Below are 23,625 nucleotides of genomic sequence, written 5' to 3' on the forward strand. Positions count from 1 at the left end.
CCGGAGCCCGCGCGCTTCCCGGCGGGTGCGCCCTCCCCGGGGTCGGCGACATCCTCCTCGACAAAACTGGAACGTGTTCCTATGATCACCCGCCACGACCGCCCATCCGGGTGGTCGGTCGGGTGCCCGGTGGGCCCCGTCCGGGACGGGTTGCAGGGGAGAGCGATGGGCGCGGAGACCGACGGGGACGCCACGGCGGACGCCGCACGGCGGGAGACCGACCCCGAACCGGGCGACGGTCCCCTGGCGGGCGTGCGGGTGGTCGAACTGGCCGGCATCGGCCCCGGTCCGTTCGCCGCGATGATCCTGGGCGACCTGGGCGCCGACGTGGTGAGGGTCGACCGTCCCGGCAGCGCCTGGCCGCACATCGACCCCCGGTGGGACACCACGAACCGCAACAAGCGCTCGGTGCTGCTGGACCTCAAGCGCGAGGGGGCCGCCGAGCGGGTGCTGGAGCTGGCCGAACGCGCCGACGTGCTGCTGGAGGGGTACCGCCCCGGCGTGGCCGAACGCCTGGGCGTCGGCCCCGACGCCTGCCTGGCCCGTAACCCCCGCCTGGTCTACGGGCGGATGACCGGCTGGGGGCAGGACGGGCCGCTGGCCCGCCGGGCGGGCCACGACATCGACTATGTCGCGATCACCGGCGCACTCGGCGTCATCGGCCCCGCCGACGGCCGCCCGGCCGTCCCCGCCAACCTGCTGGGCGACTACGCCGGTGGCTCCCTCTACCTCGTGGTGGGCGTGCTCGCCGCCCTGCACCGGGTGCGCGCCGGTGGCGCGGGCCAGGTCGTGGACGCCGCGATCGTGGACGGCACCGCCCACCTCACCACGATGCTGCACGGCATGATGGCCGCCGGCGCCTGGCACGACCGCCGCGAGGCCAACCTCCTGGACGGCGGCACCCCCTGGTACGACACCTACGCCGCCGCCGACGGCCGGTACCTGGCCGTCGGCCCGTTGGAGCCCCGGTTCCGGGCGGAGTTCCTGGAGCTGCTCGGCCTCGCCGACGACCCGGTGGTCGTCGACCACGAGGACCCCGACCGGTGGCCGGGGCTGCGGGCCGCGATCGCCGATCGGATGGCCGGCCGCACCCGGGACGAGTGGGTGGAGGTGTTCGCCGACACCGAGGCGTGCGTGGCGCCGGTGCTCTCGCTGCGGGAGGCACCCCACCACCCGCACCTCGCCGCCCGGGGCACCTTCGTCGAGCACGGGGGACTGGTGCAGCCCGCCCCCGCGCCCCGGTTCTCCGCCACACCCGGCGCGGTGCGACGGGGCCCCTCCCGGCCCGGCGCCGACGCCGCCGGGGTGGCCCGGGACTGGGGACTGCCCGGTCTGGCGGAGGCCACGGCCCCCGCCGACCCGGCATCCCCCGACGCGCCGGGGGCGTGAGGGCGCGCGGAGTGGGATCGAAGGCGCCGGTCGGGGCGTCGCCCTTGTCGAAAGTGGAACACGTTCTTATCGTGGGAGGCGTTCCGAGACGGGAGCGGCAGCGACCGGACCCGCCGATCCGCCGACGACGCCGGGAGAGCCCGTGACCGAGGCCTACCTCTACGAGGCGATCCGCACCCCGCGCGGTCGCGGCAAGCCCAACGGTTCACTGCACACCGTCAAACCGATCGACCTCGTCGTCGGCCTGGTGGACGAACTCCGCCGCCGCCTACCCGACCTGGACCCGGCCGCGATCGACGACATCGTGCTGGGCGTGGTCAGCCCCCTGGGCGACCAGGGCTCCGACATCGCCAAGATCGCGGCCATCGCCGCCGGTCTCCCGGACACCGTGGCGGGCGTGCAGGAGAACCGGTTCTGCGCCTCCGGTCTGGAGGCCGTCAACCAGGCCGCCGCCCGGATCCGCTCCGGATGGGAGGACCTGATCCTCGCCGGCGGGGTGGAGTCGATGTCCCGGGTGCCGATCGGTTCCGACGGCGGGGCCTGGGCCGCCGACCCGGCCACCGCCCACCGCGTCGGCTTCGTCCCGCAGGGCATCGGCGCCGATCTCATCGCCACCCTGGAGGGGCTGACCCGCCGCGACGTGGACGAGTACGCCGCGCTCTCCCAGGAACGCGCCGCGGCCGCGTGGAAGGACGGCCGTTTCGACCGCTCGGTGATCCCGGTCACCGACCCCTCCGGTCTCGTCCTGCTGGACCGCGACGAGCACCCGCGCCCCGGCACCACCGCCGACTCCCTCGCCGCCCTGCGTCCCTCCTTCGCCCGGATGGGGGAGGAGGGCGGCTTCGACGCCGTCGCGCTGGGGAAGTACCACTGGCTGGAGCGCATCGACCACGTCCACCACGCCGGGAACTCCTCCGGCATCGTGGACGGCGCGGCCCTCACCGTCATCGGCACCCGGGAGGTGGGGGAGCGGTACGGGCTGCGCCCCCGGGCCCGGATCGTCTCCGCCGCCGTCACCGGCTCCGAGCCCACCATCATGCTCACCGGCCCGGCCCCCGCCACTCGCAAGGCGCTGAACCGCGCGGGCCTGACCATGGACGACATCGACCTGGTGGAGATCAACGAGGCGTTCGCGGCCGTCGTGCTGCGCTTCGTACGGGAGATGGGACTCGACCTCGACCGGGTCAACGTCAACGGCGGCGCCATCGCCCTGGGGCACCCTCTGGGCGCCACCGGCGCGATGATCCTGGGCACCCTCCTCGACGAACTCGAGCGCCGCGACCTGCGCCGCGGGCTGGCGACCCTGTGCGTGGGCGGCGGCATGGGCATCGCCACGATCATCGAACGTCTCTGATCCCGGCGGACGGCGGTGCCCCGCCGCTTACCCGCCCCCGCAACCGCCCCGCGCCTCACCCCACCCGCCGGCGCGCGGTCCCAGCCCGGTCCCCGCCCCCGACGTTCCCGGAGAGCCCCGGCCATGCCCCAGCAGCAGCCCCCGACCGATGACCGGCCCACCGCCGACGCCCCCGGGGCCGACGCCCCGACCGCCGGGGGCGCCCCCGGGGCGCCCGGCCCGATCCGCTGGGAGCGGGACCCCGACGACGGCTCCGGGGCGGACGGCGTCGTCACCCTGGTGCTGGACGACCCCGCCCGCTCCGCCAACACGATGAACCCCGCGCTCACCGCCGCGCTCACCGCCGCGGTGGACCGGCTGGAGGCCGAGCGCGACACGATCACCGGCGTGATCATCACCTCGGCCAAGCCCACCTTCTTCGCGGGCGGGGATCTGCGCCGCCTGGTGGAGATCGGGCCGGATCGCGCGCGGGAGGTCTTCGACGGGGCGATGGCGATCAAGCGCGCCCTGCGCCGGTTGGAGACCCTCGGCCGTCCGGTGGTCGCCGCGATGAACGGCAGCGCGCTGGGCGGCGGCTACGAGATCGCCCTCGCCTGTCACCACCGCCTGCTGCTCACCGGCCCCGGCTGCCGGGTCGGGCTGCCCGAGGTGACCCTGGGCCTGCTGCCCGGCACCGGTGGCGTGGTCCGCTCGGTGCGCCTGCTGGGCATCACCGGGGCCCTGGCCACGCTGCTGCTGGAGGGACGCCGGTACCGCCCGGCGCGCGCCCTGGAGCTGGGCCTGGTGGACGAGGTGGTCGACGACCCGGCCGAACTGCTCTCCCGGGCCCGCGCGTGGATCGCCGGGAACCCCGACGCCCGACAGCCCTGGGACCTCCCCGGATACCGCGTCCCCGGCGGCGTGCCCTCCGACCCCGGCCCCGCCGCCCTGCTGCCGGCCCTCCCCGCCCGCCTGACCGCCCGCACCGGTGGCGCGCCTGCCCCCGCCCCGCACGCGATCCTCGCGGCGGCGGTCGAGGGCGCGGCGGTGGACATCGAGGCCGCCCAACTCATCGAGTCCCGGTACTTCACCTCCCTGGTCACCGGACCGGTGGCGCGCGACACGATCCGCGCGCTGTTCTTCGACAAACGGGCCGTGGAGGCCGGGGCCCGTCGCCCCGCCGGCGTCCCGGAGCGGCCGGTGACCCGGGTCGCCGTCCTCGGCGCCGGGATGATGGGTGCCGGCATCGCGCACGTGCTGGCCCGCGCCGGGATCGAGGTGGTGCTCAGGGACCTCGACGCCGACCGTGCCGCCCGGGGCCGGGACCGCTGCGCGGAACTGCTGGACCGGGAGATGGAGCGCGGCCGACTCTCCGCAGGGGACCGCGAGGAGGTGCTGGGCCGGTTGACCCCCACCGCCGACCCGGCCGACCTGGCCGGCTGTGACGCGGTGATCGAGGCGGTGGTGGAGGACCCGGAGGTCAAGGCCGCGGCGCTGCGCGAGGCGGTGCCGCTGCTCGCCCCCGACGCGCTGCTGTGCACCAACACCTCCACTCTGCCCATCGGAGACCTGGCCCGTTCGGTGGACCGGCCGGCCGACTTCCTCGGCCTGCACTTCTTCTCCCCGGTGGAGCGCATGCCGCTGGTGGAGATCGTGCGCGGGCCCGCCACCGGTGACGAGGCCGTCGCCCGCGCCTTCGACCTGGTCCGTCGGCTGCGGAAGACGCCGATCGTGGTCAACGACGCCCGCGGCTTCTTCACCTCCCGGGTCATCGGCTGCTTCCTCGACGAGGGGCTGCGCATGGTGGGGGAGGGGATCGCCCCCGCCTCGATCGAGCGGGCCTGTCTCTCGGCCGGCTACCCCACCCCGGTCCTCGCCCTGCTGGACGAGCTGACCCTCACCCTGCCCCGGGACATCCGACGCGCGGCGCGCGCCGCCGGGGCGGGGCCGGCGGACGGTCCGGATCCGGCCGAGCGGGTGCTGGAGCGGATGGTGGAGGAGTTCGGGCGCGCCGGGCGGGCGGCGGGCGCCGGCTTCCACGAGTACGACGGTCCCGGCGGGCGGCGGCTGGGGCTGTGGCCGGGGCTGCGCGAGTACTTCGCGGCGGCCGGCGCCGGATCGGGGGCCGGCCCCGGCGCGCCGACCTCCGGCACGGACCCGGCGGTCGGGCACGCCGACCTCCGGGAGTTGCGCGAGCGGATGCTCTTCGCCGAGTCCCTGGAGGCGATGCGGGCGCTGGAGGAGGGCGTGGTGGAGTCCGAGGCCGACGCGACCGTGGGATCACTGCTGGGCATCGGCTTCCCCACCTGGACCGGCGGGGTGCTGCGCTACGCGGACGGATGGCCGACGGGCCCGACCGGTTTCCTGGAGCGGGCCCGGGAGTTGCGGGGCCGGTACGGGGAGCGCTTCGAGCCGCCGGCGTGGTTGATCGAGCGGGTGCGGGAGGGTCGGCCGGTGGGCGGCCCCGTGGCCGTGGACGGAGCCTGAGGGGGCCCGGGGAGCGTCCCCTGCGGTGGGGCCCGCCCCCGGGGAGCGCCGGTCCGGGGTCCTCGACACGATCCGGGGGCCGGTCCGGGCGCCCACCGCCCCCCGCGGGCCGGCGGGACGTGACGTCCGGGTTCCCCGGAGCCCGGAGCCCGGAGCCCGGTTCCCGGGGAACCCCGGGGTGCCGGCGGACACGGGGAGCCGACCCCGGCGCCTTCCCCGTCCAGCCCCGGCCATCCCCGGAGTCCGACCGGCCCGTGAATGAGAACGGTCACGTTTCGATCCGCTTGCGTTTCGATGAGGGGGCCGGCTACGCTGCCCGTACACGGGGGCGTACCCCCTCGGCACCGTTCCCGCCGCCCCGGGCGGCGGGGGCGACCGGTGGGTTCCGCCCCGATACGCGGCCCGTTCCGGACGCGCCGGCCCCTCCCCGGGGGCCGTGCCCGCCCGATACGGTGCCGACACCGTCCGTTCCGTCGTTCCGTCGCCCTCGGGAGGCACGCGCCATGTCGGGAGAGTCCGCGGCCGTCGCGCCGCGCGCCACCGGTCGGGGGAAGCTCACCCCGGAACGGGAACGCGAACTGTACGAGGCGGTGCTGGAACTGCTCTGCGAACGCGGTTACGACGCCCTCACCATGGACGCCGTCGCCGCCCGCACCCGGGCCAGCAAGGCCACCCTCTACCGTCAGTGGGGCACCAAGGCGCAATTCGTCGTCACGGCCCTGCGGCACACCAAGCGGACCACCCTCGCGGACATCGACACCGGCACCCTCCTCGGGGACATCCGGGAGATGGCCCGACGGGTCGCCGAGGACTCGGAGGAGAGCACCGGTCTGCTGCACGCCCTCCTCCACGCCGGGCAGCGGGACGCCGAACTGCTGCGCGCCGTCCGCGAGGTGCTGGTCGAGCCGGAGACCGACGTGCTGACCATCGCCCTGCACCGGGCCGTGGAGCGCGGCGAGATCGCGCCCCGCGTCCCGGCCACCGACCACCTCGTGCACGCCTTCATGGGGGCCGTCATGACCCGGCCGCTCTTCGAGGGCACCCACGCCGACGCCGAGTACCTCGACCGCTTCATCGACGCGGTCGTCATCCCGGTGCTCGGTCTCGAGGGCACCGAACCGGGGGGCCCCGACCCCGGGACCTCCCAACCCGGCGGGTCCGCTCCGGTTCCCCGGGACGGATCCGCCGACCGCTGACCGTCCGGGGCGGCCCCCCATCGCCCCGGACCCCGGCGGATCGACAACCACCACACCCCGCGCGTCCCGTTGACACGCCCGGTCGCTCCCGGGCGGGCCCCGACGTGCCCCGATGAGGGGCTCCGCCGGTCGGCCGTGGCGCGCGCCCGCCGAGGAACCGGCCCCGTCCCCGTCGCACCGGTCGTCCCCCCGGACCCCGGAACGGCACCGCCCGGCCCGAGGCACGCCGGAAAACCGGCGAAAAATCATCCGGAAGCATCCGGAAAACCGAAGAACGGCCACACCGCCGGAATCTCCCCGCCGGCCCACCTCGATGGGAGAGCAGCCTTCTCATGGCGACATTCCTCTACGCGACAGGGCGTCTCACATACGCCTGGAGGCGATGGGTCGCACTGATCTGGATCGCCCTGCTGGGCGTCGCCGGTGCCGCCGTCGTGACCACCGACTCCCAGCCCGCGACCGAGATCTCCATTCCCGGCACGGAGGCCCAGGAGGCCTTCGACCTGCTCTCCGAACGCTTCCCCGGCATGGGGGCCGACGGGGCCACCGCCCGGGTCGTCTTCCGGGCTCCCGACGGCGGGGCGATCGACGATCCCGCCCACGCGGCGGCCGTCGGTGACGTCGTCGCCGAACTCGAACGCGGCAGTGACCGCATCGCGCAGGTCACCGATCCCTTCGAGACGCAGGCGGTCAGCCAGGACCTCACCACCGCCTACTCGCAGGTCTCCTACCGGGTCGGCGGCACCGAACTGGAGGACGCCGAACGCGAGGCGCTGCTGGACGCGGCGGAGACCGGCCGGGACGCCGGCCTGACGGTCGAGATCGGCGGCGACGCCCTCTTCGAGATCCCGAGCACCGGCGTGGCCGAGGTGATCGGTGTCGCGGTGGCGGCGGTGGTGCTGGTCATCACCCTCGGCTCGTTGATCGCCGCCGGCCTGCCGCTGATCACCGCCCTGATCGGGGTCGGCATCGCGGTGAGCGCCATCACCGTTCTCAGCGGACCGCTCGAACTGGACAGCACCACCCCGATCCTGGCGATGATGCTCGGCCTCGCCGTCGGCATCGACTACGCGCTGTTCATCGTCTCCCGCTATCGCGCCGAACTGGCGGCGGGACACGACCGGAGGGAAGCCGTCGGCCGCGCCACCGGCACCGCCGGGTCCGCCGTCGTCTTCGCCGGTCTGACCGTCATCATCGCCATGTGCGGCCTCGCGGTGGTGAACATCCCCGTCCTCACCAAGATGGGTCTGGCCGCGGCCGGCGCCGTGGCCATCGCCGTCCTCATCGGCATCACCCTGATTCCCGCCCTGCTCGGCTTCGCGGGCGAGAAGGTGCGCCCGCAGGTGGCCCGTCGCCCCCGCGCCGGGGGAACCAAGGGGGCCGACAGCGCCGGGGACGCCGGGGACACGGTCCCCGTCGAGGGCACCCCGGCCGACGGGGAGCGGCCCAACATGGGCACCCGCTGGGCCCGCTTCGTCGTCCGGCGTCCCATCGCCGTCCTGCTGGTCGCCGTCGCCGGCCTCGGTGTGATCGCGATACCCGCCACCCAGATGGAACTCAACCTCCCGGACGAGGGTTCCGAACCGCCCTCCAGCACCCAGCGCCAGGCCTACGACATGCTCGCCGAGTCCTTCGGACCCGGTTTCAACGGCCCGCTGCTGCTGGCCGTCGACACCGCCGACGTGGACAACGGGCAGGACGCCGGGGCGATCGCCGGCGCCGTGGCCGAGGGGATCCGGGGCCTGGACAACGTCGTGGCCGTCACCGAGCCGATCCCCGACGAGACCGGTGACACCGCGATGCTCACCGTCATCCCCGGCTCCACCCCCAGCGGTGTCGAGACCGCCGACCTGGTGCACGACCTGCGCGAGGAGGCATCCGCCTTCGCCGGCGCCGACGACGCCCGGGTCCTGGTCACCGGCCAGACCGCGATGGCCATCGACGTCTCCGAGCGGATCGACGACGCCATGGCCCCCTACCTGATGGTCGTCGTCGGCCTGGCCTTCGTCCTGCTGACCGTCGTCTTCCGCTCCCTGCTGGTGCCGATCAAGGCGGGGCTGGGCTTCCTGCTCTCGGTCTTCGCCTCCCTGGGCGCCGTGGTCGCGGTCTTCCAGTGGGGCTGGCTGGCCGGCCTCTTCGGGGTCGAGGTCACCGGTCCGATCATGAGCCTGATGCCGATCTTCCTGATCGGTGTGGTCTTCGGCCTGGCGATGGACTACGAGGTCTTCCTGGTCACCCGGATGCGGGAGGCGTACGTCCACGGCGAGGACGCCCGGCAGGCGATCATCACCGGCTTCCGGTACAGCGCCCGTGTGGTGACCGCCGCCGCGATCATCATGATCAGCGTCTTCGCGAGCTTCGTCAGCGCGGACGAACCGATGATCAAGATGATCGGATTCGGTCTGGCCGCCGCGATCCTCTTCGACGCCTTCGTGGTCCGGATGGCGATCGTGCCCGCGGTGCTGGCGCTGCTCGGCCGCTCCGCCTGGTGGCTGCCGGCCTGGCTGGACCGGATCCTGCCCAACGTGGACGTGGAGGGCGAGAAGCTGGCCCGGAGGGCACCGGGGGCCGCCGAGCCCGCCGTCCCGGGCGCCGGGACGGCGGACGCCCCGGCCGTCTTCGCGCGGCGAACCGCCGGTGGGGAGGTCGCCGACGACGGGTTCGCCGACGACCCGGGGGACCCCGCGCGGCACGGTGGTGTCCCGGGCGCCGACGCCGAACGGGACACCCCCTCCTCCCGGCGCCGCTGAACGGACACCCGCCGGAGCCCCCGGCATCCCGGGTCGGCGCGCTCAGCGGGGGGCGCGCGCGGTCGCGCGGAAGAACGTGTAGTGGAAGGTGCCGTCCCCCGTGGCGGTGCGCCGAAGGTCGGCGATTCCGCGCTCCCATTCGGCGGCGTCCACCATCCCCTCCGCGAGCACATCCCCCCGGGCCGCCTCGAAGACCGGCACGAAGGTGCCGAGGACGAATCCGGTCCTCAGATCGGGCCGGGCCCGGTCCGCGCACACCGTGCGGGGCTCCACCACCACCTCCCGGAACCCCGCGCCCCGCACCAACGGCGCCAACCGACGCCCGATGAAGGCGTCCCCACCGGCCCGTTCCTGCGCCCGTGCCTGGCCGGCGATCACCGCGCGTCCCGCCGCGCCGTCCGGGTGCAGCAGGGTCGAGTCGTGGTCGCCCTCCACCACGGTCAACCCGCCGCCCGGCCGCAGCACCCGCAGCCACTCGGCCAGGGCCCGGCCCGGTTCGGCGAGGTGCTCCAGCACGAAACAGCCGAAGACGTGATCGAAAGCGGCGTCCGGGAAGGGCAGGTCCGTCACGTCGGCGCGGTGCCACCGCACCCGCCCCTCCGCCGTGGCCGCCGCGTGTCGGCCACGGGCCCGGGCCAGCGACGCGGTGGAGAGGTCCACCGCGTCCACCCGTATCCCCGGCGTGGCCAACAGATGCCCGGTCTGGGCCCCGGTTCCGCACCCCGCCTCCAGCACCCGGCCGGTGATCGGGCCGCCGATGCCCTCCCGGTCGCCGTGCACCAGGGCCGCCAGGACGTCCGCCTGCGTGGTCAGCCGTTCGGCCTCGCGGGCCCCGTAACCGTGTACATATCCGTCCCGCGCCCCGGCCGGCTCCGAACCGGGGTGGGTGTCCCCGTGCGGGGTGATGATCTCCATGCCCCGAGCCTCTCGTCACAATGGACCGGTGAACAGGTCCGAAGAAGAGCCGGAGAACAGGTCCGAAACGGTCGCCCGGGGAACACCCGGGCCGGCCCCGGGGTCCGCCCACGGGGCGGACTTCCTCCACCTGGACCGTCGCGAGGCCCCTGCCGGGGGGTTGGCCGACTGGCTGACCCACCGGCTGCGGGCGGCCGTCGCGGACGGGCGACTGCCCGTGGGCGGTCGGCTGCCCGCCGGCCGCACCCTCGCCGCCGACCTCGGCGTCTCCCGGGGCGTGGTCACCGAGGCGTACCGGCGACTGACCGAGGACGGCCATCTGGCCGGGGACGGACGCCGGGGTACCGTCGTGGTCGCCGCACCGGTCCGGCCCCCGGCGCCCATCCCGACGGGGCCCGATACCGCTCCCCGCCGGATTCCCGACGGGCTCTTCGTACCCGACCCCGGGGCGGGGGCGCACGACGCGTTGCGCGCCGTCCCGGCCCGCGTCGATCTCACGCCCGGCACCCCCGACCTCGCGGCCTTCCCCCGGACGGCCTGGCTGCGCGCGGAGCGCGCCGTCCTCGCCGACCTGCCCGCCGCCGTCCTCGGCTACGGCGACCCGCGCGGTACCGCCGCCCTGCGCACCGCCGTCGCGGGGTGGGTCGGCCGCACCCGGGGGATCGCCGTGGACCCGGAGGCGGTGCTGGTGGTCTCCGGTACGGCTCAGGCACTCGGCCTGCTCGCCGAGGTCCTGCGGGCGCGGGGGATCGACCGCGTGGCGGTGGAGAACCCCGGGTCGATGGGCGTCCGGCAGGTGTTGCGCGGACGCGGCCTGGACACCCCGCCGATCCCGGTGGACGCCGAGGGCGCGGACATCGACGCCCTGCGCGCCGACGGCGCCCGGGCGGTCCTCCTGACACCCGCCCACCAGTTCCCCACCGGGGTGGTCCTGGGCGGGGACCGCCGGCGGGCCCTGATGCGGTGGGCCGAGGAGACGGACGGCCTGATCGTGGAGGACGACTACGACGCCGAGCACCGCTGGGACCGTCCCCCGGTGCCCGCCCTGCGCGCGCTGCTCCCCGAGCGGGTGCACCATCTGGGCAGCCTCTCCAAGACCCTCGCACCCGGCCTGCGGATCGGCTGGCTGATCGCCCCACCGGCCCTCCGGCCCGCCCTGGTGGAGGCCAAGCGCCTCGCCGACCTGGGCACCTCCGTCCCACCGCAGTTGGTCGTCGCCCACCTGATGGAGTCCGGCGCGCTCGAGCGCCATCTGCGGTTCCTGCGCGCCCGGCACCGCCGGCGCCGCGACGCCATGATCACCGCCCTGGCCGAGCACCTGCCCGGCGGCACGGTGCACGGCGCGGCGGCCGGTCTGCACCTGACGGTGACCTTCGCCACGGGCGACGACCTGCGGGCCGCTACCGCGGCGCTGGAGGCCGGGGTGCGCGTGCACCCGTTGTCCTGGCACGTCTCCCCGAACACCCGGGGCTCCCATCGACCCGGTCTGGTGCTGGGGTACGCCGCCCACCCGCCGGGAGCGATCGCGGAGGGAGTGGCACTGCTGGGCGGGGCCGTGCGCGGCCTGCTCGGCCCCTCGCGCGGCACCTTCCCCGGAGAACCCGTCGCCGGGCGGCGCGCGGGGGACCGGAGCCGCCCGTCCGGAATCCGGGGCCTTCGCCCCGACGCGCCCGCCGGTGGACCGGCCGGGGGCGTTCGTGCCGACCCCGCCGACCCCGGGGACCCCGGGGACACGCCCGGGGGTCGAGTCCCCGGTGCGATCCACCGGGGATGACGGGGCCCCGTCCTTTCCCGCCCCGGGTCCGCCCGCCCCCGTCCCGGCCGGACCGACAGGCGCGTCCCGCCGGCAGCCGACCGCCCGGGCCTGTCAGAATGCACGGGCCGTACCGGTCCCGGTACGGCGAACCGACCCCGGCGGACCGACCCCGCGCCCGCGCGCACCCATCCGCGGGCGGCCCGGACCCGGTCCGTCGACACCGGGCAAGAGGAGGCAGGGGCACGCGCCCCGAGAGCACCGTGACACAGTCCGCACAGACCCTTCCCGCCGGCACCGGCCGCACCGTCGAGGCCCGAATCGCCGAGGAACTGGCGGTCGCGGAGGGACAGGTGGTGGCGGCCGTCGGACTGCTGGACGGCGGATCCACCGTGCCCTTCGTCGCCCGCTACCGCAAGGAGGCGACCGGCGGCCTCGACGACATCCAGCTGCGCGCCCTGGAGGAGCGCCTGCGCTACCTGCGGGAGCTGGAGGAGCGCCGAACCGCGATCCTGGAGTCGGTCCGGGAGCAGGGCAAGCTGGACGACGCCCTGGAGACCGCCATCCACGCGGCGGAGACCAAGGCCCGGCTGGAGGACATCTACCTCCCCTTCAAACCCAAGCGCCGCACCAAGGCGCAGATCGCCCGCGAGGCCGGCCTGGAGCCCCTCGCCGACGGTCTGCTCACCGACCCCTCGGTGGAGCCCACCGCCGCGGCGGCCGCCTTCGTGGACGCCGAACGCGGCGTCCCGGACGTCGAGGCCGCGCTGACCGGCGCCCGGGCCATCCTGGTGGAGCGTTTCGGTGAGGACGCCGACCTCATCGGCGAACTGCGCGAGCGCATGTGGAGCCGCGGTCGCCTGATCTCCCGGGTGCGTCCCGGCAAGGAGGAGGCCGGCACGAAGTACTCCGACTACTTCGATGTCGCCGAGGGGGTCGCCGAACTGCCCTCGCACCGCGCGCTGGCCATGTTCCGGGGCGAGAAGGAGGACGTCCTGGAGGTGGCCCTGGAACCGGAGGCCGGCGAGGACGGCGAGCCGGAGTCCGCCGCCTACGAGCGGGCCATCGCCCACCGTTTCGACATCGTCGACCGGGGGCGCCCGGGTGACACCTGGCTGCGGGAGACCGTCCGTTGGGCCTGGCGCACCCGCGTCCTGGTCCACCTCGGGATCGACCTGCGTTCCCGGCTGCGGGCCGCCGCCGAGGACGCGGCCGTCGGCGTCTTCGCCGCCAACCTGCGCGACCTGCTGCTCGCCGCGCCCGCCGGCACCCGCGCGGTGCTCGGCCTGGACCCCGGGCTGCGCACCGGTGTGAAGGTGGCCGTCGTCGACGCCACCGGCAAGGTCGTGGAGACCGGGACGATCTACCCGCACGCCCCGCAGCGCAAGTGGGATCAGGCGCTGGAACGACTCGGTGAACTGGCCGCCCGGCACCGGGTCGAGCTGGTCGCCATCGGCAACGGCACCGCCTCCCGCGAGACCGACCGACTGGCGGCCGACCTCATCGCCCGGCACCCGGAGCTGAACCTCACCAAGACCCTGGTCTCCGAGGCGGGCGCCTCGGTCTACTCCGCCTCCGCCTTCGCCTCCCGGGAGCTGCCGGACCTGGACGTGTCGCTGCGCGGCGCGGTCTCCATCGCCCGCCGGCTCCAGGACCCGCTGGCCGAACTGGTCAAGATCGATCCGAAGTCGATCGGGGTCGGGCAGTACCAGCACGACCTCTCCGAGTTGAAGCTCTCCCGCTCCCTGGACGCCGTGGTCGAGGACTGCGTGAACGGCGTCGGCGTCGAGGTCAACACCGCCTCCGCGCCGCTGCTGGCCCGGGTCTCCGGCATCGGCTCCGGGCTCGCCGAGAACATCGTCGCCCACCGGGACGAGAACGGCCCCTTCCGCAGCCGCAAGGAGTTGCGGAACGTCGCCCGACTCGGCCCCAAGGCGTTCGAACAGTGCGCCGGCTTCCTGCGGGTGCGCGGCGGGGAGGACCCGCTGGACGCCTCCAGTGTCCACCCCGAGGCGTACCCCGTGGTGCGTCGGATGGCCGAGCGCACCGGTACGGACGTCGCGGGTCTGATCGGCAACACCGCCGTACTGCGCGGCCTGCGCCCGGAGGAGTTCACCGACGACACCTTCGGCGTGCCCACCGTCACCGACATCCTCCGCGAACTGGAGAAGCCGGGCCGCGACCCCCGACCGGCCTTCCGCACCGCCCGCTTCAAGGAGGGCGTGGAGAAGATCGGCGACCTGGAGCCGGGCATGATCCTGGAGGGCGTGGTCTCCAACGTCGCAGCCTTCGGCGCGTTCGTGGACATCGGCGTCCACCAGGACGGCCTGGTGCACGTCTCGGCGATGTCGGAGAAGTTCGTCTCCGACCCGCGCGAGGTCGTCAAGTCGGGTGACGTGGTGCGGGTGCGGGTGCGGGAGGTGGACATCCCGCGCAAGCGGATCTCGCTGACGCTGCGGCTGGACGACGAACCGGGCGCGGGTCGTGACCGCGGCGGCCAGGGCGGCCAGGGCGGTCAGGAGGGGCGGGCCGGCCGCGGCGGTCGGGGCGGCCGGGAGGGTCGCCCCGAGGGCAACGGCCCGCGCGAGCGCGGGGGCCGAGCCGAGCGCGGCGAGAAGGGCGGCGCGCCCCGGCAGCGCGACCGTCGGGGCGGTGACCGGCGCGGTGCGCCGGCGCCGGTCAACAGCGCCATGGCCGACGCCTTGCGCCGGGCCGGACTCACCGGCGGCGAGGGCCGTCGCTGACCCCTCACGAGGTCGCCCGGGGCCCGGGCCCTCCCCGCACGCGGGAGGGCCCGGGCCGTTCCGGTGCGACCCGTCGGAACCGCGTGCGCGGGCGCGAATCCCGCGACGGAGCCTCACAGAAGGTGCTGACAGATCCCGTCACCGGCCAACTTGTTGACAGCGGGGTCTTCTTGTAGTGCGACCATGCGCCGCCGAAGGTGTTGAGGTCGGCCCGCAGGTAGGGGAACTCCCCTTGCAGATCGGCGGACTCAGTGCATCTGAACAGCGGCATCGTTGGGGCATTCTCATCCGGGGCGGCACTCCATCTCTTCGCCATCCTCCGGGGCTGTCCCGGTGTGCTCCATACCCCATTGGTCGACTCGTTCCAGGGTCATCGAGGCCGCCGCGAGCATGGCCGTCAGCGCGGCCGTGCGAACCGGTGTCGGGTAGGGCTGCCGGAACGGAGCGAGGAGCCAGGTGAACCGATCGCCACCGAACGGCATCGGTCCCGGCACCACCACGACGGATCCCGGACCGATGTAGCGGTAGGAGGGCATCCCGGCACGCTCGGCGACCGGCATCCGTTCGAAGCGTTCCCGTGAACCGGCCGGGAGAAAGAAGCCCACCCGTCGGGCGGCCCAGTCCGCCATCACCGGGCCGGCCGGAAGTCCGTAGCGTCGCAGTTGGTCGAAGGTTTCGATGCCGAGGCGCTGATCGACCGTCACGACATCGAACTGTCTCCCGGCCGGAAGTGCGTACGGCCGGCGGGGGTCATCACGCCAGATTTCCCGGCAGTGTTCCGGAATTTCGGCTGTGGAGGAGATCCATGCCAGCCCCCGCCGCGTCATCATCTGCACCCGAACCCACCTCGGTCACATCCGCACGGCGCCGGTCGGTCGCCGCTCCTCCAGACTTCCGGCCAAGGCGGTGGGGCGGCAGATGACGACGGGAGACGGGGGATGACGCGGGCGTCACCGCCGGATCATCCCCCGTGACGCTGAAAACCCTTCGCGTCTCCTCCTTTTCCGCATTGACCAAGGACTCGACTCCGTAATGTGAGAAGACGAACACGGAGAAGGCGTGATCGTACGACGGGGGATGCGATGGGGAGTACGGCCGGGCTTGGCGAGACCATCCGGGAAGCCCGTAGGGCTCGTGGGTGGGGTCAGTTACGTCTCGTCGGCGAGTTGCGCCGGCAGGCCGCGCGACAGGGTCGGGCGTTGCCCTCCGATGCGAGTGTGAAGCGCCGCATCGCCAGTTGGGAGAACGGCCACAGCGTTCCCGATGACTTCTACGGCCCGCTGCTCCGTGAAGCCCTCGATCTGTCCGGGGTGCAGGAGGTACCGCTTCTTCCTGTATCGAGGATCGGCTACCCGGACACCATCCGGGAGGCCATCACAGGGGTCGCCGCCCTGTGGCGGACCGACTTGGAGAACGCGGAGGGCCTGCTCTCCTCGGCTCCCTCCGTTCCGGCCTGGCACGAGGCGTCGTTGCGGTGGTTGGTGGCTCCGCCCCCGACCGCCCGGCACGTTCGGAGGGAACCGACCTTCGGGTGGGCCTGACGGATGTGGCCACCGTACGGACGACGATCGAGACCTTCGCGCGGTTGGACGACCGGTTCGGCGGTGGTCACGCCCGGCACGCGGTGATCCAGTATCTCAGCCGTGAAGTCGCCCCTCTGCTCACCGGAGGCTGGACCGAGGCGCTGGGACGTGTGTTGTTCTCCACTGCCGCCGAGGCCACCCTTCTCGCGGCCTGGATGTCCTACGACGCCTGTCATCACGGTCTCGCCCAACGCTATTTCCTCCAGGCGCTGCGTCTCGCCCAAGACTGGGAGGACCGGCGTCTGGCCGGGAGTGTGCTCTCCGCGATGAGCCACCAAGCCACCTTTCTCGGTCGCCACGCCGAAGCTGCCACACTCGCCCGGGCGGCCCGCCTGGGCGTGGCCGGGGTGGCGACGCCGACGCTGCTGGCACAGTTCCATGCCATGGAGGCCCGCGCATTGGCCCGCACGGGAGATGTGAAGGGATGCGAACAGGCACTCTCCGCCGCGACGAACGCTCTGGAGAGCCGCTACAACGGCGACGAACCGGAGTGGATCAGCTACTTCGACGAGGCGGAGTTGGCCGCCGAGGCCGCCCATTGCTTCCGGGACGTGAGGAGTGCCCGCAGGGCCGTGGCCCATGCCGAGAACGCCATGAGCGGTGACCACGTGCGCAGCGACTTCTTCGCCACGATGGTTCTGGCGGACGCCCACCTGGGGGCGGGCGATCCGGAGGAGGCGTGCCGGGTGGCTCTGGATGCCCTCGATCTGGGGGAACAGCTCCGGTTCAACCGGTGCGTCGGCTATCTGGCGGAGTTCCGGCGGCATGTCGAGGCCACCGGGCACACCGCGAGCGTGCGGGAGTTGGAGGAGCAGGCCGGGGAGCACCGGTTGTGGCTCGCCACCACCGATCGGATCGGCCGGTAGGTCCACCGGTTCAGAAGGGTTGCCAGTCCCGCCGGCTGCCGTTGGTGCGGATGGCGTGCACCCGGCGGGCGAACTCCCGCGCCGCTCGTTCCTCGGTGGTGATCCGGCGCCCGAGCCAGAGCGTCATCATCAGCTCTCGCAGATCGGCGAGGACCGGATAGCCGGGCCAGTTCATCAGCTCGAATCCGTAGTGGTGCACGAAGGACTCGTATTCGGCCCGGGTGTGCCAGCCGTACCGCTCGTAGTAGAGCGAGGTCAGCACGAGATCCCACTCCCGGGGCCCCGGGCAGAAACCGTCGAGGTCGATCAGCACCGCCCGGCCGTCGTGTCGGCGGATCGCGTTCCCGACGTTGGCGTCCCCGTGGATCATGCCGAAGGGAAGGACGAAGTCGAGCCGGTCGTACTCCTTGTGCAGCCGATCGGCACGTTCGGACAGTAACCGCCGGTCCTCATCCCCCACCCCTTCCATCTCGGCGAGCGGCTCCCACACCTTGGCGAAAGGGTTGAAGTACGGCAGGCCGAGCGCTTCCGGTTCCCGCAGCCGGTGGAGACGGCGGAGGAGGTCGGCCAGTTCATCGGGACGGGCGTACTCCTCCCGATCCTGCGCGTTCTCCCAGAAGGTGACCAGACGGCCGGCCACTGCCATCGGCTGTTCGATGCCGGAGACGATCCGGACAGCGGGAAACCCCTCCGCTTCCAGCCATCGCGCCACCGCGACCGATCGCTTCACAAATGCGGCGCTCTCCCCGTCACCGGCCACCCGCACCACGATCGGGGCCGAGGCGAGCCGGTAGACCGCGTTCGAACCCAGCCGGAGCAACTCGGCACCGGCGGGATCGAGCCCGGCCCGTCGACAGGCTGCATCGAGAACGGCCCTCGCAGCCCCGGCCTGGAACATCACCGCCATGCCGCGCACCTCCCCGTCCCCAGACTTCCGGGCCCACCCTTCCACACTCCGGGGAAACAGCGCCGGAGCGCATCGCCACGGCGTATCCGGGGCGTGAGCGCGGGGGTGGACCGGGTCGGCAGGCGCCTCACCAGGAGCGTCGGGGTGAGGAGCCACGGCCTCCGGCGCGGCGTGCGCGGCGACCCGGGGGAGGGGCGGGGGCCGCCCCGCTCCCCGCCCGTCAGCGAGCGGGCGCCCCGGGGTCCTCGCGGGTGGGGACGGTCGAGGCGGAGACCAGGAAAGACCGCAGGATCTCCGTGACCTCCGCGGGGTGCTCCAACGGCGCCAGGTGCCCGGTGTCGGGCAGATCCACCAGACGGGCGCCGGGTATCCCGCCGGCCACCTCGGCCGCGACCTCCTGCACCCGGGGCACGTCGTCCAGCCCGTTGATGACCAGGGTGGGCGCGACCACGCGGTCCAATCGGGTGCCCGGCAACAGATCCGGCAGCACCTCCTCGACCGGCGGCTCCTCCCCGCTCCACAGACGTTCCAGGTGTTCGCGGTACATCTGTACCGCCAACTCCCACGCCTCGGGCGGCAGCGCCGAGCGGTCCCGACCGGGACCGGCCACCATCCACTCGATGTGCGCCTCGGCGGTGGCCAGCGCGTCGACCAGCAGGTGTTCCGTGGTGCCCCCGGCCAGGTAGACCTCGCGCCGCTCGGCGGGGATGCGCGCGTGCACCCGCTCCGCCGCCTCCAGCAGCATGTCCTCGGGCCACGGGCGCCCGGAGAGCCCGGGGGAGATCAGTGCCAGCGCAGTCACCCGTTCCGGTGCCGCCAGGGCCGCCTCCACCGCGTACGAGCCGCCCATCGAACAGCCGATCAGCGCGGCCCGGGGCACCTCGAGGGCGTCCAACAACGCCAGCAGGTCCTCCTGGTGGGAGCCGGGCCCGGGCCCGGAACCGCTCTCCCCGTGGCCCCGGCAGTCGTAGCGGATCACCCGGTGATCGGCCGCCAGGGCCAGGAACTGGTGCGCCCACATCCGACGATCCGCCAGCCCGGCGTGCACCAGCACCACCGCGGGCTCGCCGCCCCCCGCCTCGTCGTATCCGAACTCGGTGTCCCCACACAGGATTCTGGCCATGCGCCACCCCTACCCGGGTGGTGGGACACGCACGCCGGGGGCGCGATCGGGCGGGTCGATCCCGCCGGCCCAGCGGAAGGACGGGGGTCGCCGTTCCAGGAAGGCGGCCACTCCCTCGGCCGCCTCACCCGACTCGCGCTGCGCGGTCCGCCACCGTTCGGTGCGCAGGGTTCCGGCGGCCGGATCGGCGGGCGGATGGTCGACGAACTCCTTGGCGGCCCGCTGGGTGAGGGCCGAGCGGGAGAGCAGGGTCGCGATCAGTCGCCCCGCCCGCCGCTCAAGCGCGTCCGGCGGCAGGACCTCGTCCACCAGGCCGACCCGCAGCGCGCGGTCGGTGTCGATCAACTCGGCCGAGAACAACAGGTGCTTGGTGGCCGAGGGGCCGATCAGGCGCGTCAGGCGGGCGGTGGAGGAGGCGGGGTACACCAGTCCCAGCCGGGCGGGGGTCACCCCGAACCGCGCGCCCGCCGCGGCCAGGCGCAGGTCGCAGGCGGCGGCCAACTGGCAGCCGCCGCCCACGCAGTCGCCCCGGATCACGGCCAGGCTCGGGCCGGGGAAGGCCGCGATCGCCTCCTCGGCCGCCACCGCGAGGTCCTGCGGCGCGTCCCCCGCGCGCAGGTCGCGGATGTCGGCCCCGGCGCAGAAGGTCTCACCGTGGCCGGTCAGCACCAGGACCCGGACCCCGGGGTCGGCGGACAGCCGCCGGAGCAGCGGAGGGATGCGCCGCCACATCTCCCCGGTGAGGGCGTTGCGCCGGGCCGGGTGGCACAGCACCACCCGCGCCACGCCCTCCCGGACGGCATGCGTCACGGCGGTGTGCGTCGTCGCGGTCGGGCGCGGGGCGGGTTCGCCGGGCACCGTGCTCCCTCCGGGTTCCATGCGCGGATCGTATCCGGGGCCCCGGGTGGGATTCCGGGCGCGTTGCGAGGTGCGAAACGGGCCGGCGGGGGCAGAATTCGCCACGGAGCCCGGGGCCGGCCGCCGCCGGGGAACCGGTGGGAGGCAGCGATGAACAGCGGAGACGACATCGGGGGATCCGACCGCGGGGACGGGGCGGCGCGGGAACGCGCCCGGTGGGAGAAGGACGCCGGGGACGGCCCCCGGTCCGCCCCCGACCCGGACACCGCCCCCGATGCCGTCACCGGCCGCCCGGGGGGTCCTCCCGGGGGACCACCCCCGCGCTCCGCGCCGGCGGCGGAACCGGTCGCCGGTCGGGAGGGGAGCGCGCCGGACGCGGGGGCGGACGAGGACTCCGTCCGACTGGTGCGCCGGGACCTCGGACGGCTCACCGTGCTGGGTTGCGTGCTGGTCGCCGCGGGGCTGGTCGGGCTGGGACACGTCGCGCTGGCGACCATCACCACCGTCCTGCTCTTCGGGTGGCTGCTCCTGTTGGGCGGGTGCGTCGGTCTGCTGCACGCGGTGGCGGCGCGGGGTACGCGCTTCGTGTGGCTCGGCCTGGTGGTGGGGGCGTTGAACGCGGCGGCGGGGGTGATCCTCATCCGCTTCCCCGACCCGGGGGAGGAGGGGCTGACGGCCTTCGCGGCGCTGCTCTTCCTCTCGGCGGGCGTGTACCGCCTGGTCGGGGCCTTCGTGGTGCGCGGCCCGCAAACGGTGTGGACGTTGGTGCAGGGGTCGTTCGGGGTGCTGCTGGGGGTGTTGGTGCTGGTGGACTGGCCCGACGGCTCCATGTACGTGTTGGGCGCCTTCTTCTCGCTCGCCCTGCTCTTCGACGGTCTGAGTCTGATCGCGGCGGGTGTCGGCGGTCGTCGACTGATCGGATTGGTCACACCCGGGACGAATCATTCGGTCAAGCCCAGTCGGGATACGTCAAAAGACGTGGATATGCGCTGAGTTCCCGACACTCGGTCATGAGGCTCTGGCATGTGCCAACACTCGTAGGGGTGACCCCGAAGAGGAGCCGACCGGATTCCCCGGTCGGCGGGTCGTCACGAGAGGGACCGGTGCCGGGCATGATGGACAGCCGAGCGAGTGCTTCGACCCACTACCCCCTTCCCGCGACCGGCGGGGAGGAGAGCGCCTGGCGCTTCACCGTCGCCCCGGTGGACGCGTCCGTGCCGCAGATCCGCCGCGCGGTGCGCGCGCTCATCCGGGAGCGCGGCGCGCCGATCTCCGAGGACCTGCTCCACGGATTGCTGCTCATCCTCTCGGAACTGGTCACCAACGGAGTCCGGCACGCCGCCCTGCTCACCCCCGAGATCGGTGTGGAGGTGGCCTTCGGCGGTGGCTGGGTCCGGGTCTCGGTGGAGGACCGACACCCCTACCGCCCCACCGCGCTGTACGCCGAGCCCGACCGCGAGCGCATCGGGGGCCGGGGCCTGCTCCTGGTCCGGGAGATATCCGGCGAGGCCGGCGGCGTCTGCGGGGTGGAACCGGTCCCCGCCGGGGGCAAGGTGGTCTGGGCGGCGGTGCCGATGGACCTGATGCCACTCCACTGAACCGGCCCCGTCGGACCGCTCGGACCGCTCGGGCCGACCGGACCCACGGGACCCACCGGGCCGACCGGGAAAGCCGGGCGGACGCGCCGCCCGACCCCGCCTCGGAGGGCCCGCCGGACTCACCAGCCGGCCGTCCCCCCCGTCACCTCGCGGATGCCCGGCAGGGCGGCGTCCAGCACGGTGCCGAACCAGGCCGAGAACGGCCCCTCGGCACGACGTTCGGCCAGCCCTTCCGGGGTCACGAAGTCGATCTCGCAGATCTCGGCCGGATCGGGCCGGGGCTCCTCGTCCACCCGCCCGGCGAAGAGGTGGTTCCACTCCTGCTCCACCAACCCGGAGGCGGGATCGGGGTGGTTGTACCGCACCGTTCCCACCGACCGCATCGAGACGGGCGCGAGGCCCAACTCCTCCACGGTGCGGCGGGTGGCGGCCAGGAACGGCGGCTCGGCCGGGTACGGGTGACCGCAACAGGTGTTGGACCACACCCCGGGGGAGTGGTACTTCTCCTTCGCCCGCCGCTGCAACAGCAGGCGTCCCTCCGCGTCGAAGAGGAAGACGGAGAACGCGCGGTGCAACAGCCCGGGGGCGCGATGGGCGGCCAGCTTCTCCTCGACGCCGACGGTCCGTCCCCGCTCGTCGACCAGCTCCAGCATGATCGGCTCGGCGGGTGGGGTGGTGCTGCGGGACATGGGAGCCTTTCCGCTCACGGTGCGGGTCGCGGCCGGGCCGCGGGACGGATCGGGCCGGCGCCCCGGGGCGCCGACCACCCGACCCAGTCTGCCCCACCGGCTTTCCGGCGGGGGGTGCCCACCCCCGGGCGCCGCCCGCGCACCCCCGCGCGCCCCGGGCCCTCGGCCGGGTCGGGACGGCGGACCGCGCGCCGGACCCGCCCCGCGGGGGAGGCCGACGGTCCCCGGCACGGCGATTCTCCGGCACAGCGGTTCCCGGGCGGGGGAACGCGCGGGCATCGATCGGCGGCCGGGCCGGCCGGCCCGGCCCCCGGCCGGTGCCGTGGCCGGTGCCGTGGCCGATCCCCCGCCGTCAGTGGCAGAGCCCGGCCTCGTGCCGGGCGTGCCCCGCCGGCTCCAATTGGAAGGTGCAATGCTCCACCGCGAAGTGCCCGCCCAGGCACTCCCGCAACTCGCGCAGGATCCGCTCGTGCCCCGCCGCGTCCAGGACCTCCGGCGCGACCACCACGTGCGCCGAGACCACCGGCATCCCCGAGGTGATGGTCCACAGGTGCACGTCGTGGACCTCCCGCACCCCCTCCACGCCCAGCATGTGCTCGCGGACCTCGTCCGGGTCCACCCCGCGCGGGGCGGTCTCCAGCAGTATCTCCAGCGCCTCCCCGGCCAGCCGCAGCGTGCGGGGGACGATCAGGCCCGCGATCACCAGGGAGGCGATCGGGTCCGCGTACCGCCAACCGGTCAGCAGGATCACCACGGCCGCCGCGACCACCGCCAGCGAACCCAGGGCGTCCGCCATCACCTCCAGGAAGGCTCCGCGCACGTTCAGACTCTCCCGCTGCCCGCGCATCAGCAGCGCCAGCGAGACGCCGTTGAGCGCCAACCCCAACAGGCCGAAGGCGATGGTGGGCCCGCCCGGCACCTCGGCCGGGTCGCGGAACCGGTCGATCGCCTCGATCAGGATGTAGCCGCCGACGCCCAGCAGCAGCACGCAGTTCAGCAGCGCCGCCAGGATCTCCGCCCGGGCCAGGCCGAAGGTGCGCCGCGCCGCCGTCGGACGGTTGGCCAGGTGGATGGCGAAGAGCGCGGCGCCCAGGCCGATCACGTCGGTCGCCACGTGACCGGCGTCGGCCAGCAGTGCCAGCGAACCGGTCATCGCCGCGCCCACCGACTCGACGACCAGCAGCAGGCAGGCGATGCCGAGGGCGATCCACAGCCGGCCCCGGTGCGCCGCGCCGGCCGTGCCCCCGCCGCCCGCGCCGTGATGGCCGTGCCGGTGTCCGGCTCCCATGCGTCCCGCCTCCGCGCGCGCTCGTCGTCCCCGGGCCCGTCCCGCCGGGATGTCCTCCCGGGGCGCGGGGAGCCCTCGACGGGTCCCTCCGCACCACGCGACGGCACCCCGGCGCAGGTCCGGCCGGGGCGGCCGGCGAACCCCGG

The 23,625-nt window shown here is 74.3% G+C and carries 18 protein-coding genes; 11 read left to right on the forward strand and 7 right to left on the reverse strand.

Annotated features, from left to right (window positions below; translation table 11 throughout):
- The first annotated feature begins 165 nt into the window (after positions 1 to 165).
- The 5 genes from LZF96_RS13120 (at position 166) to LZF96_RS13140 (ending at position 9,155) form a co-directional block, all read left to right on the forward strand.
- Positions 166 to 1,389, forward strand: coding sequence for a CaiB/BaiF CoA-transferase family protein (locus LZF96_RS13120; RefSeq protein WP_233870696.1), 1,224 nt, complete (start codon positions 166 to 168; stop codon positions 1,387 to 1,389).
- A gap of 142 nt (positions 1,390 to 1,531) precedes the next feature.
- A complete protein-coding gene (locus LZF96_RS13125; protein ID WP_233870698.1) occupies positions 1,532 to 2,743 on the forward strand; it encodes an acetyl-CoA C-acetyltransferase in 1,212 nt (403 codons plus the stop codon).
- Positions 2,744 to 2,866: 123 nt separating this feature from the next.
- Positions 2,867 to 5,209: a 3-hydroxyacyl-CoA dehydrogenase NAD-binding domain-containing protein gene (locus LZF96_RS13130; protein ID WP_233870700.1), complete on the forward strand. Its 2,343-nt coding sequence runs from the start codon at positions 2,867 to 2,869 to the stop codon at positions 5,207 to 5,209.
- A 503-nt stretch (positions 5,210 to 5,712) separates the two neighbouring features.
- Positions 5,713 to 6,405 carry a TetR/AcrR family transcriptional regulator gene (locus LZF96_RS13135; RefSeq protein ID WP_233870703.1) on the forward strand — a complete coding sequence of 231 codons (693 nt, stop codon included), beginning with the start codon at positions 5,713 to 5,715 and terminating at the stop codon, positions 6,403 to 6,405.
- A gap of 332 nt (positions 6,406 to 6,737) precedes the next feature.
- Positions 6,738 to 9,155 carry an MMPL family transporter gene (locus LZF96_RS13140; RefSeq protein ID WP_233870705.1) on the forward strand — a complete coding sequence of 806 codons (2,418 nt, stop codon included), beginning with the start codon at positions 6,738 to 6,740 and terminating at the stop codon, positions 9,153 to 9,155.
- Positions 9,156 to 9,197: 42 nt separating this feature from the next.
- Here the strand turns inward: LZF96_RS13140 and LZF96_RS13145 are convergent, their stop codons facing one another.
- Complete coding sequence (locus LZF96_RS13145) at positions 9,198 to 10,070, reverse strand: methyltransferase domain-containing protein (RefSeq protein ID WP_233870707.1); 873 nt, start codon at positions 10,068 to 10,070, stop codon at positions 9,198 to 9,200.
- Positions 10,071 to 10,098: 28 nt separating this feature from the next.
- Between LZF96_RS13145 and LZF96_RS13150 the strand changes: the two genes are divergently transcribed.
- Positions 10,099 to 11,844: a PLP-dependent aminotransferase family protein gene (locus tag LZF96_RS13150; protein WP_374203216.1), complete on the forward strand. Its 1,746-nt coding sequence runs from the start codon at positions 10,099 to 10,101 to the stop codon at positions 11,842 to 11,844.
- A 242-nt stretch (positions 11,845 to 12,086) separates the two neighbouring features.
- Positions 12,087 to 14,567 carry a Tex family protein gene (locus tag LZF96_RS13155; RefSeq protein WP_233870709.1) on the forward strand — a complete coding sequence of 827 codons (2,481 nt, stop codon included), beginning with the start codon at positions 12,087 to 12,089 and terminating at the stop codon, positions 14,565 to 14,567.
- Positions 14,568 to 14,851: 284 nt separating this feature from the next.
- On the opposite strand, the gene LZF96_RS13160 is transcribed toward LZF96_RS13155, so the two are convergent.
- Entirely contained in the window at positions 14,852 to 15,397 is a 546-nt protein-coding gene (locus LZF96_RS13160; protein ID WP_308294198.1) for a bifunctional DNA primase/polymerase, read from the reverse strand.
- Positions 15,398 to 15,784: 387 nt separating this feature from the next.
- On the opposite strand from LZF96_RS13160, the gene LZF96_RS13165 reads away from it, so the two are divergent.
- Together LZF96_RS13165 and LZF96_RS13170 are read left to right on the forward strand one after the other, a co-directional pair.
- The gene (locus tag LZF96_RS13165; RefSeq protein WP_233870711.1) at positions 15,785 to 16,108 is read left to right on the forward strand and encodes a hypothetical protein; all 324 of its coding nucleotides are present in this window, start codon (positions 15,785 to 15,787) and stop codon (positions 16,106 to 16,108) included.
- On the forward strand, positions 16,099 to 17,016 hold the full coding sequence (locus LZF96_RS13170) for a regulator (RefSeq protein WP_233870713.1): 918 nt from the start codon (positions 16,099 to 16,101) through the stop codon (positions 17,014 to 17,016). Before LZF96_RS13165 ends, LZF96_RS13170 begins: the two co-directional genes overlap by 10 nt.
- A 10-nt stretch (positions 17,017 to 17,026) precedes the next feature.
- Here the strand turns inward: LZF96_RS13170 and LZF96_RS13175 are convergent, their stop codons facing one another.
- The 3 genes from LZF96_RS13175 to LZF96_RS13185 form a co-directional block, all read right to left on the reverse strand.
- Positions 17,027 to 17,923, reverse strand: coding sequence for a phosphotransferase (locus LZF96_RS13175; protein WP_233870715.1), 897 nt, complete (start codon positions 17,921 to 17,923; stop codon positions 17,027 to 17,029).
- A gap of 220 nt (positions 17,924 to 18,143) precedes the next feature.
- Positions 18,144 to 19,046 carry an alpha/beta fold hydrolase gene (locus LZF96_RS13180; protein ID WP_233870717.1) on the reverse strand — a complete coding sequence of 301 codons (903 nt, stop codon included), beginning with the start codon at positions 19,044 to 19,046 and terminating at the stop codon, positions 18,144 to 18,146.
- Positions 19,047 to 19,055: 9 nt separating this feature from the next.
- Positions 19,056 to 19,925, reverse strand: coding sequence for an enoyl-CoA hydratase/isomerase family protein (locus LZF96_RS13185; protein ID WP_233870719.1), 870 nt, complete (start codon positions 19,923 to 19,925; stop codon positions 19,056 to 19,058).
- A gap of 384 nt (positions 19,926 to 20,309) precedes the next feature.
- On the opposite strand from LZF96_RS13185, the gene LZF96_RS13190 reads away from it, so the two are divergent.
- Together LZF96_RS13190 and LZF96_RS13195 are read left to right on the forward strand one after the other, a co-directional pair.
- Positions 20,310 to 20,897, forward strand: coding sequence for an HdeD family acid-resistance protein (locus tag LZF96_RS13190; RefSeq protein ID WP_233870773.1), 588 nt, complete (start codon positions 20,310 to 20,312; stop codon positions 20,895 to 20,897).
- A 119-nt stretch (positions 20,898 to 21,016) separates the two neighbouring features.
- Complete coding sequence (locus tag LZF96_RS13195; RefSeq protein ID WP_233870721.1) at positions 21,017 to 21,502, forward strand: ATP-binding protein; 486 nt, start codon at positions 21,017 to 21,019, stop codon at positions 21,500 to 21,502.
- Positions 21,503 to 21,621: 119 nt separating this feature from the next.
- Here the strand turns inward: LZF96_RS13195 and idi are convergent, their stop codons facing one another.
- Both idi and LZF96_RS13205 read right to left on the reverse strand, forming a co-directional pair.
- Positions 21,622 to 22,191 (reverse strand): isopentenyl-diphosphate Delta-isomerase, encoded by a 570-nt coding sequence (gene idi / locus LZF96_RS13200; RefSeq protein ID WP_233870724.1) that lies wholly within the window; start codon positions 22,189 to 22,191, stop codon positions 21,622 to 21,624.
- A 352-nt stretch (positions 22,192 to 22,543) separates the two neighbouring features.
- The gene (locus tag LZF96_RS13205; RefSeq protein WP_233870726.1) at positions 22,544 to 23,479 is read right to left on the reverse strand and encodes a cation diffusion facilitator family transporter; all 936 of its coding nucleotides are present in this window, start codon (positions 23,477 to 23,479) and stop codon (positions 22,544 to 22,546) included.
- Positions 23,480 to 23,625: the final 146 nt, after the last annotated feature.

It is taken from the genome of Streptomyces sp. ST2-7A (assembly GCF_021390475.1).
Taxonomy (GTDB): Bacteria; Actinomycetota; Actinomycetes; order Streptomycetales; family Streptomycetaceae; genus Streptomyces.